Genomic DNA, 16675 nt, shown 5'->3' on the forward strand with positions numbered 1-16675 from the left:
AAGCCCGCCCGTCGCAGACGGGCGGGCATTGCACCGGGACAGTCAATTCTCGCGGCTACCTGCTCGGTTGGTCAGTTCGCGCAGCAGATCCCGCTCCTGGTTTTCCATATTATCTCTGAGCGCTTGTATGTATGGCTCTAGTGCTTCGACCGATTCATCCGGGTATCGCTCAAAGAGCCGATGCTCTCCCTCGTGATAAGCGTTGGTGATCTCCTCGAAACGCCCGACATGAGCCGCACGCAGATAATTCTCCCAGAGCGCAAAATGGGTTGCGAAGTGCAGGAAAGACTCTCCGCGCTCTGCCTCGCGGACCCGTCTTTCAACGCTTTCGAGCTCTCCCCGGCGCAACCTGACTGCACTTTCGTACAACATATGGTCAGCAGGGGCTGGCAGATCCAGTACCGTGGCTAATCTGCGATGGTAGGCCAGCCGCAGTTCTGCCTCGTCCCTGCCGTTGGCCTGTTCACGTGCAATGTTGTCAAGTTCGCGCTGGCGGTACAGACGACGCGTTAGCTGATACATGAATGCGGCGTCATTGGGGCCATGTGTATTCATACCAACCTGACTTATCAGGAACTGCTCCTCGATCTGCTTGAAAACCAGTAGTGCGCCGTCGTGGCATGTTCTCGAGGATGCACCGTCTTGAGCCATGCCATTGAAAAGCTGGCGTTGATCGAGTGTGTCAGCCGCCATGTCCAATACACGCCAAACGCGATCGATGAACTCGGATCGGGAGATTCGGGTCCGGTACGGTGCTGATTGGGACAAACGGCCGATGAGATTCAGCAGGTCTGCAGCCTCTGCGCTTTGTTCAAGCGCTTGCCATCGGCTTCTATGGATTGCACGCATCTGCTCTGAACCCTGCAACCAAAGCTCGACATTGGGTATATCCCCTGGGACCCACGGCACCGGGCTGTGGCGATGAAAGCTTGCGTTGCTGTCGGCGCTGCCGGCACTGTCAGGGCTGCTGCCGGGTGTGCTGCTTGCGTTGCTGGAGTGGTAGTCCAGAGGCTGGAGATTGAGAATTTCCAAAGGCAGATCGATGTCGAATGTATAGCTTCGATGACGACCTTGGGAAAGGTGTGCTCGGCGCATGGTCTCATCGCTCAGCGGATTGTCCGCGAGGGAAATTGAGGTAAATCCATCGTCGTTTTCTGGATTGCTCAGGATATGTTCGGGCAGTTCGGTCAACACGTTGCCGTCCAGATCAAGTACATACAACGGCATTATGTCATCCAACCATGTAGGCCATCCTTGCAGCCCCGTGTTGCGCAGATACAGGCGATGTAGAGGTCGACTGAACTCTATCGGGCCTAGCAGGGCTGCGCTGAAACTGTTGCCGGACAGGTCCAGCACCGTCAAGTTGCGCATTTGCCCCAGGTCACTCATGACCGTTTGATCAATCACGAGCCCCTGCTCGCGCAAGTACAGCTCGTTGATTGTGTTGGATTCGAGCAGCGCCGATGGCAATGCGCGCAAAGGCTGGGTGTGCCCCTCGACCGTCAGCGAGCGCAGCCAAGGGAAGCGGCGCAGAAACTGATTGAGTTGCTCTGTGGACGTCTCGACACGCCTCAGCCGCAAGTGTTCGACATAACGGTAGAAAAACGCGGGTAATCGGGACGGGAAGTTGTCCAGCGTTATGTCTTCCAGATGCAGGGGAAATAATGTGGCGCCGCGGACTCGACTCTCCCAGTAATTGAGCACCACCTGGCCGAGCTGGGTTCGCGCAAGTGTGGTTGCACTGTTCGTAGGGGCCGACGAACTCGAGGCGTTCGCCCATTGATATACTTCATCGCGCAACTGTTGGCGTTCATTCATCAGTGCCGAGAGTTGTTCTTCGAGGGCGATTGGTAAGGCCAGATTGAAACTGAATCGACGCTGTTGCCCATCCTGGCTGAGGTACATTTCCCTCAGTTGGGACGGGAAAATGGCGTTCCCATCCAGGGACACTAACGTGTGATGGTCCACAGAGGTTTCGTTGTTCAACAGAAATTCAGGCACCACAGTAATGTTGTTCGTGCGCACCGAAACTTCGCCGATTCTCTCCAGCGCGGCGCTGCTCAACCATGTCGGCCAACGCTCGAACCTCATGCGTTCCAGGCCCAGGTAGTCCAGATGCCAGTCGGGCAGGAGGGAGGCCGAGCCCAGGTCCAGGACGTTACCACTAAGGTCCAGGCGATTGAGATGTTCGCGTGTGCCCAGCCTTTCGATTTCCTGGGGCGTTAGTACGTGGTTCTGGTTGACGAAGCTCAGTTCAGTGAGCTGTGGAAAGCTTCTGATGACCAGTTGCAGGCTGCTGGAAAGCTCGGAAGCATTTGCATTGGCATTGTAGGGGCGTTCGATCTCCAGTCTTTCCAGTAGAGGAAAGTGCTGGAAGACACTCCTCAATTGCGCCTCGAACTGCGGCCATCCCAGAGAACCATCTGCTGAATGATCGAGAGATAGATTGCTGAGCTGCAAATGCCGCGTACGCGAAGCGATGAAGTCAGGCAGATGCTGGGGGAACTCTGCGATAAACATGTTTTGCAGACGTAACGGCCTTGCCCCTTGATTAAGTTCTGGCAAGGCATTGTCGAACCATTGTTGCCAGATCGCCGCATTGATTTCTTGCCTGCTGGATTCGCGACTGGCTAAATCGGTAATTACGCCTGGGTCAGCGCGCCATTGCTCCAGGCTCTCTTGCAGCTCTTGTCGTTCAGCGGTCAATTGTCCCAGCCTGTCGTGTATCTGCGCGAAGGACATGCCAAATTGTTCCAGCCTGGTCACAATAAGCTCAGCAGAGACAGTGAGTCGCTGAGGTAGTCCAAGGTCGTTGATCAGACGCAGCGATATAGACCTGTTCACCTCGTCACCGAGGTTGCCACCGCCACTCAGGGGGTAGCCAAGGCGTCCATCGGCAAGGCGCATTGGTGACCTGAAGGCTGGACGCTGCATACCCAGAACATTGCGCAGGGCCCAACGAGGCAGCGGGGCGCGTTGAATAGCTTGGCGTAGTGTTAATGCGTCAGGCACGCCAGAGGAAGCCAGTGCCATGCGTTGTGCATCTGAAAGTGCTGCGAGCAAAGCGCTGTAGAGTGTGGTGTGTACGACCTCAGGGAAGGATGAGGAATAGAGTGATGAGGCAACATAGCCGGTTGGAAAACGCGTAATAATTTTGCGTGTAGATGCGTCATCGGCACCGATGCCGTCGATTCGACCCGGTGTGTGCTTACCCTCGCGCAGCTCGATTGCGGTCTCTGCTAACCAGCCTGGGAGCTGTTTGAGGCTATGCAGGATCAGTCGGTCGGAGTCTGGGTTAGGTGCTGAGTCCAAATACAACCCTTCGTAGGCACGAGTGAGCCGTACCTGCTGTCGGTAGAGGCGTATCTCTTCACCTAGGCGCTTGGGGATTTTTCCCTTAGCCAACAATTGCAGCTCCGCCGGGCTGGCGTTTCGCACCAGCTCATCGGTGATAGAAAAGGGCAGTTGGGGGTGCACTCGCTGTATTAGCGCTGCCTCCGGTGTCTGGCTGGCAGGGAGGTTGTGGTAGCGCTTATCGAATTCCCTGCTAGCTTGTCCGTGTTCTGTTTCAGTAAAGGCTTGAGTCACCTCCCTATCCAGTTTGAAGCGCCACATCGTGTCTTCCAACTGTGCGGGGAGTCGTTGACTCTCACTCAACACCCGACGTAGTACGCCTTCATCGATGCCACTGACATGGAGGATCTGCGTCGCAGTTTCCTCGCTGAATTGCATATTGAGATGACCCAGTCGCCGGAACAGGCGTACGCCTTGCCATTCCCGCGGCCGGTCCAGTTCATGCACCCAGGCACCTGCGCCATTGTGTTGCAGCATGGGTTCGTAGCTTAGTGCCTTGCTGGCGGGCTCGAGCCTGTACTCGCCGCTGACGGGCGAGCGTTTGACTGAGTAGGTCTTGTCTTCAAGTGCTAACCAGGTTTTCCCTTGGTGGTGATACAGGCCGAACTCATCCGGCTCGAGGTCTGCGGGCAGCATGGTGTCATGCGCGAACGGCTGCAGGTCAGGCTGCCACAGACGATCTTCGCCGTTGGGAAGCCGAACAGGCTTGAGCTCTTCGATGAACGACGGCACTTCCACTGGAATCCGTTCGACGGCGGGTTTCCCGGCGCCGCTATTGGCGGCGCCGAGTGCAGCCATCAGCGCTACGTTTTCCACTACGTCTACCAGGTAATCAAGCGCTTGCTGACGATCACCTTTGGCCCAAAGGTCAATCCCTTCGAAGGCTTCATAGCTCAATTGGATGGCTGTTAAACCGAGCATGACTGGCCCAAGTCCAGGCACGAAAAAGCTGCCGAGCGCGAGTGTATTGAACGCCAGTTGGGTGAAATAGGCACGGCGCATGTCGGCAGTTTTCTGATCCTCAAGCGCCGTGGATACCGCGTGAAATAGCGCATCGTCCTTGAGCCGCTGTTGTTTCTGGTTGACCAGTTGGTTGAGAAACGACTGGTTGAACGGCTGCAGTGTTACAGGAATCCAGGCGTCGGGATCACGCGTCCGGTCGAACGCCTGCGAACTCGAATTCCAGATTGCTGGCTGTAGGCAGTCCCGTACTTTGTTGATGCATTCTTGCTTGTCGCGCTCAGGTATCAACTTCAGCAAATGTGGCACATGGAAAGCCCACAATTGCTCCCGCAGGTGGGCCTGCATCTCATAAACCGAGGTGTGCGTCTTCACGGGCGTCGGCGCCCCCGGTAGGTAGGTTACGAAGACATCCTTGTACGGAAGCCACAATGGGTCGTATGTCAGGAGCATTTCTGGCGACGGCACAACACCGATGACCAAGGCGCCGGTCAGCGTGACGTCAAAAATCTCCAGGAAGGCGCAACGTATCGGACTGTCCTGGTAGTACGCCGGGGCGTCACTGGCGAGCGTCAGCAGTGCTTCGTACAGGGTTTTGTCGAGGGTCTTGCTCAAATAGGCGCTATGCAGGTGCAGACGCAATGCCGACTGCTCGGCATTGCTGAAGGTCTGCGACACAGCATGAGTGGCAGTGTTGTCCGAGTCGTCTGCGGGGTGGAAGACCGCGTCAATCAGCGCTTGATACTTGCCGCCGATGTCCAGCTCGCGCGACAAGCTTGCAAATGCATCAGGGGCGAGCGTTACCGGGTTGCCAGCCGGGGAGCCGGCAAGGAACTGGTCGCTGTCGACGATCACCGACGGCATCCTGCCTCCGTCCAAGCCTTCAGGTAGCGCTTCTGCAGCTTCGAAATTCTGCATGGCGCAATGCAGCAAGGATTGCGTCGCCAGCTTCAAGGCGTGCTGAAAATTGACTACAGGGTCGCCAGCCATATTCTCATGATAGGCCACGGCTTTGCTGCTATTAACCAGGTACGTCTGGGTTACATCCAGGTCCAGATCGAAACGGTCCTTGAGTTCTTTGGTCAGGTGTTCGCTGGCGAACTGTTGCAACTCAGGCAGCGGTTTGAGTAGTGCTTGTACCTCGGCTTCACACGTTCGATGCAATCCGTATTCTGCCACCAGCATTCGAGCTGTATGCGGATCGGCCAAGCATGCAGCTTCAAACCAAGGCGTGGGTGTTTGGCTGTGGGTGCGCAATTTTTTCAATACATCGGGGGTGGCTTGGGCAAGCCAGCTGGGCACCTTACTGCTGATTACCCGTTGTGCGTGCGGGATGATCTCGTGGTTCGCTATAGACGCAGAGTCAGGTTCTGGTGGCAGGTTGTTCATGGAAGAGCCTCGCGTAATGGGGCTCTGATGCTATTGCCTGCCTCGGCCGAGAAGTCCATAACATGATCTATCACCTGCAGCTTGTTGCCAGGTGGTGGGGCATAGCGCATCGACATGACACTGAGGCATGCTCAAAGCGCAATTCAGGTTTATGATGCCCAACGGCAGAATAATTCCCACACGGAGTGCGTAATGCAGACCTTGTACCCGCAGATCAAACCTTACGCCCGGCACGATCTGGCCGTGGAAGCACCGCATGTGCTGTATGTCGACGAGAGCGGTTCGCCGGAAGGTCTGCCGGTGCTGTTCATCCATGGCGGCCCGGGTGCCGGCTGTGATGCTCAGAGCCGCTGCTACTTCGATCCCAACCTGTACCGGATCATTACCTTCGATCAGCGTGGCTGCGGCCGTTCGACCCCCCATGCCAGTGTGGAGAACAACACCACCTGGCATCTGGTTGAAGACATGGAACGTATCCGCAAGCACTTGGGTATCGACAAATGGGTGTTGTTCGGCGGCTCCTGGGGTTCAACCCTGGCCTTGGCTTATGCCCAGGCTCATCCTGAACGGGTCCATGGCTTGATTTTACGCGGCATCTTCCTGTGTCGCCCGCAAGAGATTGAGTGGTTCTACCAGGCCGGCGCCAGCCGCCTGTTCCCGGACTACTGGCAGGACTACATTGCGCCGATTCCGGCCGAAGAGCGCGGCGACCTGGTCAAGGCTTTCCACAAACGCCTGACCGGCAACGATCAGATTGCCCAGATGCATGCAGCCAAGGCCTGGTCGACCTGGGAAGGGCGTACTGCAACCCTGAGACCCAATCCGCTGGTGGTCGATCGCTTCTCCGAGCCGCAAAGGGCGCTGTCGATTGCTCGCATCGAATGCCACTACTTCACCAACAATGCCTTCCTCGAGCCGGACCAACTGATCCGCGACATGCCAAAGATAGCCCACCTGCCGGCGGTTATCGTGCACGGCCGCTACGACGTGATCTGCCCTCTGGACAACGCCTGGGCACTGCATCAGGCCTGGCCAAACAGTGAACTGAAGGTGATTCGCGACGCCGGCCATGCGGCTTCCGAGCCAGGTATCACCGACGCTTTGGTGCGCGCTGCCGACCAGATGGCTCGACGTCTGCTCGATTTGCCCCTGGAAGAAGCATGAAGGGGTTGCTACAACGCGTGCGAGGCGCGCGAGTGGATGTCGAGGGCAAGACTGTAGGCGCAATCGACCAAGGTTTGCTGGTGTTGGTCGCGGTTGAGCCCGGTGATACCCGGGTGCATGCCGACAAGCTGCTGCATAAGCTGCTCAACTACCGGGTGTTCAGCGATCCACAAGGCAAAATGAACCTGTCGCTAAAGGACATTGGCGGTGGCCTGTTGCTGGTGTCGCAGTTCACCCTGGCTGCCGACACCCAGAGTGGCCTGCGTCCGAGTTTTTCCAGCGCAGCCCCTCCGGCCCTCGGCGCGGAGCTTTTCGACTATTTGTTGACTCAGGCACAGGTGTTACATGACACGGTGGCCAGTGGTCAGTTCGGTGCCGATATGCAAGTGCACCTGGTCAATGATGGCCCCGTAACATTTATGTTACAAATCTGATGGCAAAAAACCCCTGTTTGCAGGAAAACAAGGGGTTTTGTAGCATAAATAGTTGGTTTGACCTGATGCGTTGTAACGCCGCCTGCTGGATAATCGCGCGCTAAATGGACCTACGTTCGTAGGCTCTTTCAATTTGACTTGAGGCTGTCTGGAACCGTTTGGGGAATCATTGCGCCCTTTCGGAGTCCGAACAGTGCTCGCCAACCTGGCATATGTCGCTGGCCGTTGGTTTATTCATCTGTTTTTCGGCGAGGGTTGCTCGTGATTGTAAGTCCCTGTAATGCACCAAGAACTCCCGGCAATCGGCTGCGCATGGCCTTGTTGGCAGGCGCAACACTGGTCGGCCTGTTCAGCGCTGGCCAGCTCTGGGCGTTCAACCTTGACGATGTGGCGGCCAAGGCAAAGGATCTTGCCGGACAAAAGTACCAAGCGCCGAAAAGCAATCTGCCGGCCGAGTTCCGTGACATGAAGTACGGCGATTATCAGCAGATCCGTTTCCTGTCGGAAAAAGCCGAGTGGGCCAAGGAAAAGACCCCATTCAAGCTGTCCTTCTATCACCAGGGCATGCATTTCGACACGCCGGTGCAAATCAACGAAGTCACCGCGACCAAGGTCGAAGAGATCAAGTACGACCCAAGTCGCTTTGATTTCGGCACCGTCAAGTTTGATCCCAAGGCCACGGAAAACCTGGGTTACGCCGGTTTCCGCGTGCTCTACCCGATCAATAAGGCCGACAAGCAGGATGAGATCATGACCCTGCTGGGCGCGAGCTACTTCCGCGTGGTTGGTAAAGGTCATGTCTATGGTCTGTCCGCCCGTGGCCTGGCAATCGACACCGCGCTGCCATCCGGCGAAGAATTCCCGCGTTTCACCGAATTCTGGGTTGAGCGTCCGAAACCTGCCGACAAACACTTGGTGATCTACGCGCTGCTTGATTCGCCGCGCTCCACCGGTGCTTACAAGCTGACCCTGCGTCCAGGCAGTGACACCATTGTTGACGTCAAGTCCAAGGTATTCCTGCGTGACCACGTCAGCCGCCTGGGCATTGCCCCGCTGACCAGCATGTTCCTGTTTGGCGGCAACCAGCCATCGAAGGTGCTCAACTACCGTCCGGCCCTGCACGACTCCGAAGGTCTGTCGATCCATGCCGGTAATGGTGAATGGCTGTGGCGTCCGCTGAACAACCCGAAACACCTGGCAGTGAGCAATTTCAGCGTTGAGAACCCGCGTGGTTTCGGCCTGCTCCAGCGTCAGCGTGAGTTCAGCCAGTTCGAAGACCTCGACGACAACTACCAGAAGCGTCCGAGCGCCTGGATCGAGCCAGTCGGTGACTGGGGCAAGGGCACTGTCGACCTGGTCGAGATTCCGACTGCCGATGAAACCAACGACAACATCGTTGCGTTCTGGAGCCCGGAAAAACTGCCAGAGCCAGGCACCCCGTTTGAATACGCCTATCGCCTGCACTGGACCATCGATGAGTCCGAGTTCCATTCGCCAAACCTGGGCTGGGTCAAACAGACTCTGCGTTCGACCGGTGACGTCAAGCAGTCCAACCTGATTCGTCAGTCTGACGGCAGCGTCGCCTTCCTGGTCGACTTCGAAGGCCCGGTACTGGCTAAACTGCCAGAAGATACCGCGGTACGTAGCCAGGTCAGCATCGGCGACAACGCTGAGCTGGTCGAGAACAACCTGCGCTACAACCCGGAAATCAAAGGCTGGCGCCTGACCTTGCGGATGAAGGTCAAAGACCCGAGCAAGTCCGTGGAAATGCGTGCAGCGCTGCTGCGTGACGTTCCGGTTGAACCAGCCAAGCCAGCCAAGCCGAGCAAACAGGACAAGGCTGCAGCGAAATCTGCCAAAGCCGAAAAACCTGCCGAGCAACCAGCCGCCGATGCGGCGTCCACCACTGGGGCACCGGCCACCACCGAACAGGTGTTGACCGAGACCTGGAGCTATCAGTTGCCTGCCGATGAGTAACTCTCAAGCACGGCCAGAGTCGCTTGGCGAATACCTGGCCCACTTACCACTGAGCGATGAGCAGCGGGCAGAACTTGCCAGCTGCACCTCGTTCAGCGAGCTGCATCAACGTTTATCGGCGCAGCCGGGCACGCGCGATGCCGAAGCCGTGCAGGCTTCGGTTGGCGAGCGCCTGAGCCTGACCAGCGCCGAGGCCCTGCAGGATGCCGAGATGCTGGCGGTAGACGGCAGTGGCCGGGTGTGTCTGAAGGCCACGCCGCCGATTCGGCGCACTCGGGTGATTCCTGAGCCGTGGCGCACCAACATTCTGATCCGCGCCTGGCGCCGCCTGACCGGGCGCACTAACGCGCCAGCACCGGCCAAGCGTGAGCTGCCCAAGGCGCGCTGGCGCTGGGTCGGTTCTATGCGCCGCTATATTCTGCTGGCGTTGATGCTGGGGCAGACGATCGTTGCCGGCTGGTACATGAAAGGCATTCTGCCGTACCAGGGCTGGTCGTTCGTCGATCTTGACGAGATCACCCATCAGCCGCTGTTGCAGACCGCCAGCCAGGTCTGGCCGTATGCCTTGCAGACCAGCATCCTGATTCTGTTCGGTATCCTCTTTTGTTGGGTGTCGGCTGGTTTCTGGACCGCGTTGATGGGCTTTCTCGAGCTGCTGACCGGTCGCGACAAGTACCGCATCTCCGGCAGCAGCGCCGGTAACGAGCCGATCGAGGCCGGTGCGCGCACGGCCATTGTCATGCCGATCTGCAACGAAGATGTGCCACGGGTGTTTGCTGGCCTGCGGGCGACCTTCGAGTCGGTCGCCGCCACCGGTGACCTGGACCGCTTTGATTTCTTCGTGCTCAGCGACACCAACGACACGGATATTGCTGTGGCCGAACAACAGGCCTGGCTGCAAGTGTGCCGCGAGGCCAAGGGCTTCGGGCGGATCTTCTACCGTCGTCGTCGCCGTCGGGTTAAACGCAAAAGCGGCAACCTCGATGACTTCTGCCGGCGCTGGGGCGGCGACTACCGTTACATGGTGGTGCTTGACGCCGACAGCGTGATGAGTGGCGAATGCCTGACCAGCCTGGTCCGTCTGATGGAAGCCAACCCTGACGCCGGTATCATCCAGACTGCACCGAAAGCCTCGGGCATGGACACCCTGTATGCGCGCATGCAGCAGTTTGCTACCCGCGTCTACGGCCCACTGTTCACCGCGGGCCTGCACTTCTGGCAGTTGGGTGAGTCGCACTACTGGGGTCATAACGCGATCATCCGGATGAAGCCGTTCATTGAGCACTGCGCCCTGGCGCCGTTGCCAGGTAAAGGTGCGTTCGCCGGTGCCATCCTCTCCCACGACTTCGTGGAAGCAGCGCTGATGCGTCGTGCTGGCTGGGGTGTGTGGATTGCCTATGACCTGCCAGGCAGTTACGAAGAGTTGCCGCCGAACCTGCTCGACGAGCTCAAGCGCGACCGGCGCTGGTGCCACGGCAACCTGATGAACTTCCGTCTGTTCCTGGTAAAAGGTATGCACCCGGTGCACCGTGCGGTGTTTCTCACCGGAGTGATGTCCTACCTGTCGGCGCCGCTATGGTTCTTCTTCCTGGTGCTGTCGACGGCGTTGCTGGCGACCAACACCCTGATGGAGCCGCAGTACTTCCTTGAACCGCGCCAGCTTTATCCGCTGTGGCCACAGTGGCATCCGGAGAAGGCCATCGCGCTGTTCTCCACCACCATTGTGCTGCTGTTCCTGCCCAAGCTGCTCAGCGTCATTCTGATCTGGGCCAAGGGCGCGAAAGAGTTCGGGGGGCGCTTCAAGGTCACGCTGTCGATGTTGCTGGAGATGCTGTTCTCCATGTTGCTGGCGCCAGTGCGGATGATTTTCCACACTCGTTTCGTGCTTGCCGCGTTCCTCGGCTGGGCTGCGACCTGGAACTCGCCACAACGTGACGATGACTCCACACCTTGGAGCGAGGCGGTACGCCGCCATGGTCCACAGACTTTGCTGGGCGTGGCCTGGGCCTTGTTGGTGGCGTGGCTGAACCCGAGCTTCCTGTGGTGGCTGGTGCCAATCGTTGGTTCGCTGATGCTGTCGATCCCGGTTTCGGTAATCTCCAGCCGCGTGCACCTGGGCCTGCGTGCCAAGGACGAGAGTCTGTTCCTGATCCCTGAGGAGTACGCCACGCCGCAGGAGCTGCTGGCGACTGATCGGTACACCCACGAGAATCGCTGGCACGCTCTGCACGATGGCTTCGTCCGCGCTGTAGTCGATCCGCAGCAGAATGCCTTGGCTTGTGCCTTGGCCACTGCCCGTCATGGCGTTGCAGAGCCGATTGAGGCGTTGCGTGCCGAGCGCATCGCCAAGGCGCTGGAGGCTGGCCCAGACGGCCTGGATGGCAACACCCGTCTGGCTCTGCTCAGCGACCCGGTGGCCCTGGCGCGTCTGCATACACGTGTCTGGGACGAGAACTACGAGGCTTGGCTGGGCGTCTGGCGCAAGTCGATTGCCAATGACCCGCACTCACCGTTGTTGCCGTTACATCCTGAGCCTGTGGCGCAGCCTTCTCTGGCCAACGCCTGATCGTCTGATCAGTTGAAACAATCGCCGGCATGGCCGGCTCCCACAAGGTTAGTTGTGCATACAACCTTGTAGGAGCCGGCCATGCCGGCGATGCTTTTTCTGCGCTCAACGGGCAACAAAGTCATCAGCGCCTATAGGTCGCGTGGCGCTCATGCGTTAGCATCCCTCTCGAATATCTCGCACCCGTCTGTAGGACGGTTCGCGCTAAAAATAAAATTCGAGCTTTCTTGCTGGGGGATCTGGTGATGTTTAAAAAATATCTGTCGATGCTGCTGGTCGGCGTCACCGCGCTGGTCGCGGTCAACGCTGCCCAGGCAGCCGGTGCCATTGATGATGCGGTCAAGCGCGGTACCCTGCGCGCAGGCATGGACCCGACCTACATGCCGTTCCAGATGACCAACAAGCGCGGCGAGATCGTCGGCTTCGAAGTCGATATCCTCAAGGCCATGGCCAAGTCCATGGGCGTCAAGCTGGAGATGGTCTCCACCGCTTACGATGGCATTATCCCGGCGCTGATGACCGACAAGTTCGACATCATCAGCAGCGGCATGACCCTGACCCAGGAACGTAACCTGAAGCTGAATTTCAGCGAACCCTTCATCGTGGTCGGCCAGACCTTGCTGATCCGCAAGGAGCTGGCAGGTGAGATCAAGTCCTATAAAGATTTGAACAATGAGAAGTACCGCCTGACCTCCAAGCTTGGCACCACCGGTGAGCTGGTTGCCAAGAAGCTGATCAGCAAAGCCCAGTACCACGGCTATGACAACGAACAGGAAGCGGTGATGGACGTGGTCAACGGCAAGGCCGATGCCTTCGTCTACGATGCGCCCTACAACGTCGTGGCGGTGAACAAGGCCGGCGCCGGCAAACTGCTGTTCCTGGACAAGCCGTTCACCTTCGAGCCACTGGCCTTTGGCCTGAAGAAAGGCGACTACGACAGCCTCAACTTCATCAACAACTTCCTGCACCAGATCAAGCACGACGGTACCTACGATCGAATCCACGACAAGTGGTTCAAGGACACCGCCTGGCTCAAGGACATGGAATAAGGCCGGCGCACTACGCCCGGTTTGAAACCCGACGCGCAGGCAAACCCTGCGCGTTCGCTTTTACGGAAGTACCCTTAAGTGATCAAACACAAGAAATCCCAGTGGCCCTGGCACGGGCTGACCGCGCTGGTGCTGATCTGTCTGGCGGTGAGTCTGTATTACGCGACCTCAATGATTTCCTACGAATGGCGCTGGAACCGGGTGCCGCAATATTTCGCCTACCAGGCTGAAGTCGCCCAGCGAGCCGTCGATAACGGCGTCATCGAAAACATCGTCAGCAAAGGCGATATGGCCAGTGTCACGGTGCGTGACGAGAGTGGCGCAGAGCAGGTATTTGAGGTCGAGCAGGGCAGTGTGCAGTTGTCGCGCGGCGATGATGTGGCCGAAGGTGACCTGATTGGCGTTACCCACCACTGGGCTGCCGGGCCGCTGGCCTGGGGCTTGTGGACCACGCTCTGGATCTCGGTAGCGTCTGGCGTGCTGGGGCTTTTGATCGGACTGTTTGCCGGGTTGTGCCGGTTGTCGAGCAACCCGACCCTGCGCGACCTGTCCACTGTCTATGTCGAACTGGTGCGCGGTACGCCGTTGCTGGTGCAGATCTTCATTTTCTACTTCTTTATCGGCACGGTGCTCAACCTGTCGCGTGAATTCGCCGGGGTTGCCGCTCTGGCGCTGTTTACCGGGGCCTATGTTGCCGAAATCGTCCGCGCGGGTGTGCAGTCGATTGCCAAGGGGCAGGGCGAAGCCGCTCGCTCGCTGGGTTTGAGCGCCGGCCAGTCGATGCGTCATGTGGTTCTGCCGCAAGCGTTCAAGCGCGTGTTGCCGCCGTTGGCCGGACAATTCATCAGCCTGGTCAAGGACACCTCACTGGTGTCGGTGATTGCCATTACCGAACTGACCAAGAGCGGGCGCGAAGCGATCACCACCTCGTTCTCGACCTTCGAAATCTGGTTCTGCGTCGCCGGCTTGTACTTGTTGATCAACCTGCCGCTGTCGCACATGGCCAGCCGGCTTGAGCGGAGGCTTGCGCAAAGTGATTGAAGTTCGTGATCTGGTAAAAGTCTTCGATACCCGTGGCCAGGTGGTGCGCGCGGTTGATCACGTCAGCACCGACGTGGCAAAGGGTGAGGTGTTGGTAGTGCTTGGGCCGTCGGGTTCGGGTAAATCGACCTTCCTGCGTTGCCTCAACGGCCTGGAGTCGTTCGACGAGGGCACTGTGGCCATCGATGGCCTGCAGTTGGCTGACCCAAAGACTGACGTCAACGCCTACCGCCGCGAAGTTGGCATGGTCTTCCAGCATTTCAACTTGTTCCCGCACATGACCGTGCTGGAGAACCTGTGTCTGGCGCAGAAAGTCGTGCGCAAGCGTGGCAAGGCCGAGCGCGAGGCCAAGGCCCGGGCGTTGCTGGAAAAAGTCGGGATCGCCCAGAAAGCCAATGAGTTCCCTTCACGTCTTTCCGGTGGCCAGCAGCAGCGGGTAGCCATTGCTCGCGCGTTGGCCATGGACCCGAAGGTTATGTTGTTCGATGAGCCGACTTCGGCGCTCGACCCGGAAATGGTCGGTGAAGTGCTCGATGTCATGAAAACCCTGGCCCTGGAAGGCATGACCATGGTCTGTGTGACTCACGAAATGGGCTTTGCCCGGGAAGTGGCGGACCGGGTGCTGTTCTTCGACCACGGTAAATTGCTGGAAGACTCGCCACCAGAGCAATTCTTCACCGCGCCCAAAGACCTGCGCGCCCAGGCCTTCCTGCGCCAGGTGCTCTGACCCATTCTGTAGGCGCCGGCCTTGCCGGCGATGGGATCGCAGTGTCTACATCACTGGCCTGCGCTGCCGCAGAGGCAGCACAGGTTGTTCAATCTCAGAGCTGGAACTTGCCTACCAGACCTTGCAAGTGGGTGCCCAAGCGCGCCAGTTCGACGCTGGAAGCGGCGGTTTCTTCGCTGGCGGCGGAAGTCTGGTCCGATACGTCACGCACATTCATCACACTTCGGTTTATCTCTTCAGCCACGGCACTTTGCTGCTCGGCTGCGGCGGCGATCTGTTGGTTCATTGCCTGAATCGAGGAAACCGTGCGGGTGATGGTGTCCAGCGAGGTACCGGCGCGGCGGGTCAGTTCGACGCTGCTGTCGGTCAGGTTGCGGCTGGCATCCATGGTACTCACCACTTGTTGGGTACCATTTTGCAGGCTGGCAATCAGCGTTTCGATCTCTTCGGTCGATTGCTGAGTCCGCTGCGCCAGGCTACGCACCTCATCGGCGACCACGGCGAAGCCACGTCCGGCTTCCCCGGCGCGGGCGGCTTCGATCGCCGCGTTGAGAGCCAGCAGGTTGGTTTGCTGGGCTACCGACTTGATCACATCGAGAACACTGCCGATTTTGTCGCTTTCTCCCTTGAGCTGGCCCATGGCATCGCTGGAATGGTTCATCTCAAGCGCCAGGCGTTCGATCTGGGCGATGGCTTCGCCGACCACCCGATCACCCTCACGGGCTTGCTGGTCGGCTACCAACGCTGCCTCTGAGGCTTCTTCGGCGTTGCGCGCGACTTCCTGCACGGTGGCAGCCATTTCGTTCATGGCAGTCGCTACCTGGTCGGTCTCGACCTTTTGGTTGTTGACCCCGGCGCTGGTCTGCTCGGTTACCGCCGACAGCTCTTCTGCGGCGCTGGCAATCTGCGTGACACCATCACCAATACCACCAATCAGCGCTCGCAGGCTGATGGTCATGCGTTGCATGCTGCGTTGCAATTGGCCCAGTTCGTCGCGGCGTTCGATGTGCAGGTCCTGGCGCAGGTCGCCACTGGCGATACGGTCGGCGGCGCTAAGGGTCTGGCGCAGGGGGATGACGATCTGGCGGGTGATGGCCCAGGCGGCAAAAAGGCCTAGCACCAGGGCCAGGGTGGTGGCCAAGGTGAGCATCGACTTGGCGTGCTGCGATTCGTTATCGCGCACCTGGGTCAGGTTGATGATCAATTGCCTGCTGTGTTCGAGGAGGATATCGCCCTGCGCAGCTACTTGCTGCGTTGCCTGCTCCGCCGCCGCTTGTGACACACCGAACTGGGTGACCGCCGCACGGTAGCTGTCCAGCGCGCGCGATGCTTGCTGGAAGCTGCTGGTGAAATGTGCTGGCAAGACTTCCGCCAGGGTCTTCAGTTGTGTGTTGGCCTGGTCGATGGCATCGAGTGCGGTCTGCTGGAGTTCGGCTTTGCCGCTGTAGGTATAACCACGAACCTGGAATCGCGCCTGCTGCAGCAGTTTTCCAGCCTCGACGACACTGTTGAACACGTTCAGGTCACTGCCAGCGAGCAGTTGCTTTTCGATTTCGGCGATCAGCGCTGTGGCTTGGTCGGCACTGCTGCCGAGCACCGCGCGACTGGCTTGGCGTTGCTGCGCGGCCTTCTCGACTTCAGCCAGGCCCTGGCGGTATTGTCGGGCGGCTTCTTTCTGCTGTTCGATGCGGCGCTGGTTCTCTGGCAGGACGATAAGCTGATCAACCTGTTGCAGTTGTCGATCAAGGGTGGCCAGGGCGTTATTGAGGTTCTGCGCCGCAGCCTCATCGCCATTGAGTTGGTACGCCTGACGAGCGACGCGCAGTTCGAGGGTGGCTTCAAGCAACTGAGAAATGTTGCCAAGGGTATCGCCGCGATGGGTGACGCCACTGATGCCCTGCCAGCCCGTCAGGGTAATGCTCAGGGTCAGCAGCAGGACCAGGCCGAAGCCGATGCCGAGTTTTCGATTAACGCTCACGTTACCCAGGTGCTGGGCTAACCAACGGTACATGGT

At 58.7% G+C, this 16675-nt stretch carries 9 protein-coding genes and 1 pseudogene; 7 read left to right on the forward strand and 3 right to left on the reverse strand.

All coding sequences use genetic code 11. From position 1 onward, the window contains the following. Positions 1-42: 42 nt before the first annotated feature. Positions 43-5703, reverse strand: coding sequence for an NEL-type E3 ubiquitin ligase domain-containing protein (locus ACQRAX_RS09485; RefSeq protein WP_412039939.1), 5661 nt, complete (start codon positions 5701-5703; stop codon positions 43-45). Positions 5704-5895: 192 nt separating this feature from the next. Here ACQRAX_RS09485 and pip point away from each other — a divergent pair, with 192 nt between their 5' ends. The 7 genes from pip to ACQRAX_RS09520 all read left to right on the forward strand — a co-directional run bounded on the left by pip (position 5896) and on the right by ACQRAX_RS09520 (position 14661). Continuing rightward, positions 5896-6867 (forward strand): prolyl aminopeptidase, encoded by a 972-nt coding sequence (gene pip / locus ACQRAX_RS09490; protein WP_412039938.1) that lies wholly within the window; start codon positions 5896-5898, stop codon positions 6865-6867. Next, positions 6864-7301, forward strand: a complete 438-nt coding sequence (gene dtd, locus ACQRAX_RS09495; protein WP_412039937.1) for a D-aminoacyl-tRNA deacylase — start codon at positions 6864-6866, stop codon at positions 7299-7301. The genes pip and dtd overlap by 4 nt, the downstream gene beginning before the upstream one ends. Positions 7302-7562: 261 nt before the next feature. Next, on the forward strand, positions 7563-9278 hold the full coding sequence (locus tag ACQRAX_RS09500; protein ID WP_412039936.1) for a glucan biosynthesis protein G: 1716 nt from the start codon (positions 7563-7565) through the stop codon (positions 9276-9278). Further along, positions 9271-11844, forward strand: coding sequence for a glucans biosynthesis glucosyltransferase MdoH (gene mdoH, locus ACQRAX_RS09505; RefSeq protein WP_412039935.1), 2574 nt, complete (start codon positions 9271-9273; stop codon positions 11842-11844). Before ACQRAX_RS09500 ends, mdoH begins: the two co-directional genes overlap by 8 nt. 245 nt (positions 11845-12089) lie before the next feature. Then, positions 12090-12893: a transporter substrate-binding domain-containing protein gene (locus ACQRAX_RS09510; protein WP_412039934.1), complete on the forward strand. Its 804-nt coding sequence runs from the start codon at positions 12090-12092 to the stop codon at positions 12891-12893. 78 nt (positions 12894-12971) lie between these two features. Then, the gene (locus ACQRAX_RS09515) at positions 12972-13934 is read left to right on the forward strand and encodes an amino acid ABC transporter permease (protein WP_412039933.1); all 963 of its coding nucleotides are present in this window, start codon (positions 12972-12974) and stop codon (positions 13932-13934) included. Continuing rightward, a complete protein-coding gene (locus tag ACQRAX_RS09520) occupies positions 13927-14661 on the forward strand; it encodes an amino acid ABC transporter ATP-binding protein (RefSeq protein ID WP_412040132.1) in 735 nt (244 codons plus the stop codon). The genes ACQRAX_RS09515 and ACQRAX_RS09520 overlap by 8 nt, the downstream gene beginning before the upstream one ends. Positions 14662-14755: 94 nt before the next feature. On the opposite strand, the gene ACQRAX_RS09525 is transcribed toward ACQRAX_RS09520, so the two are convergent. Both ACQRAX_RS09525 and ACQRAX_RS09530 read right to left on the reverse strand, forming a co-directional pair. Further along, complete coding sequence (locus ACQRAX_RS09525; protein ID WP_427867736.1) at positions 14756-15628, reverse strand: methyl-accepting chemotaxis protein; 873 nt, start codon at positions 15626-15628, stop codon at positions 14756-14758. Continuing rightward, a pseudogene (locus ACQRAX_RS09530) lies at positions 15614-16672 on the reverse strand (methyl-accepting chemotaxis protein); the annotation flags it as partial. The pseudogene ACQRAX_RS09530 and the gene ACQRAX_RS09525, both read right to left, overlap by 15 nt. Positions 16673-16675 lie beyond the last annotated feature (3 nt).

This window comes from Pseudomonas sp. UM16 (assembly GCF_050312595.1).
In the GTDB taxonomy this organism is placed as follows: Bacteria; Pseudomonadota; Gammaproteobacteria; order Pseudomonadales; family Pseudomonadaceae; genus Aquipseudomonas.

Bases quoted from the DNA above. Each gene is read 5' to 3' on its own strand.
- ACQRAX_RS09485 (WP_412039939.1), bottom strand. From the start codon at position 5,703: ATGAACAACCTGCCACCAGAACCTGACTCTGCGTCTATAGCGAACCAC.
- pip (WP_412039938.1), top strand. From the start codon at position 5,896: ATGCAGACCTTGTACCCGCAGATCAAACCTTACGCCCGGCACGATCTG.
- dtd (WP_412039937.1), top strand. From the start codon at position 6,864: ATGAAGGGGTTGCTACAACGCGTGCGAGGCGCGCGAGTGGATGTCGAG.
- mdoH (WP_412039935.1), top strand. From the start codon at position 9,271: ATGAGTAACTCTCAAGCACGGCCAGAGTCGCTTGGCGAATACCTGGCC.
- ACQRAX_RS09510 (WP_412039934.1), top strand. From the start codon at position 12,090: ATGTTTAAAAAATATCTGTCGATGCTGCTGGTCGGCGTCACCGCGCTG.
- ACQRAX_RS09525 (WP_427867736.1), bottom strand. From the start codon at position 15,628: ATGCAACGCATGACCATCAGCCTGCGAGCGCTGATTGGTGGTATTGGT.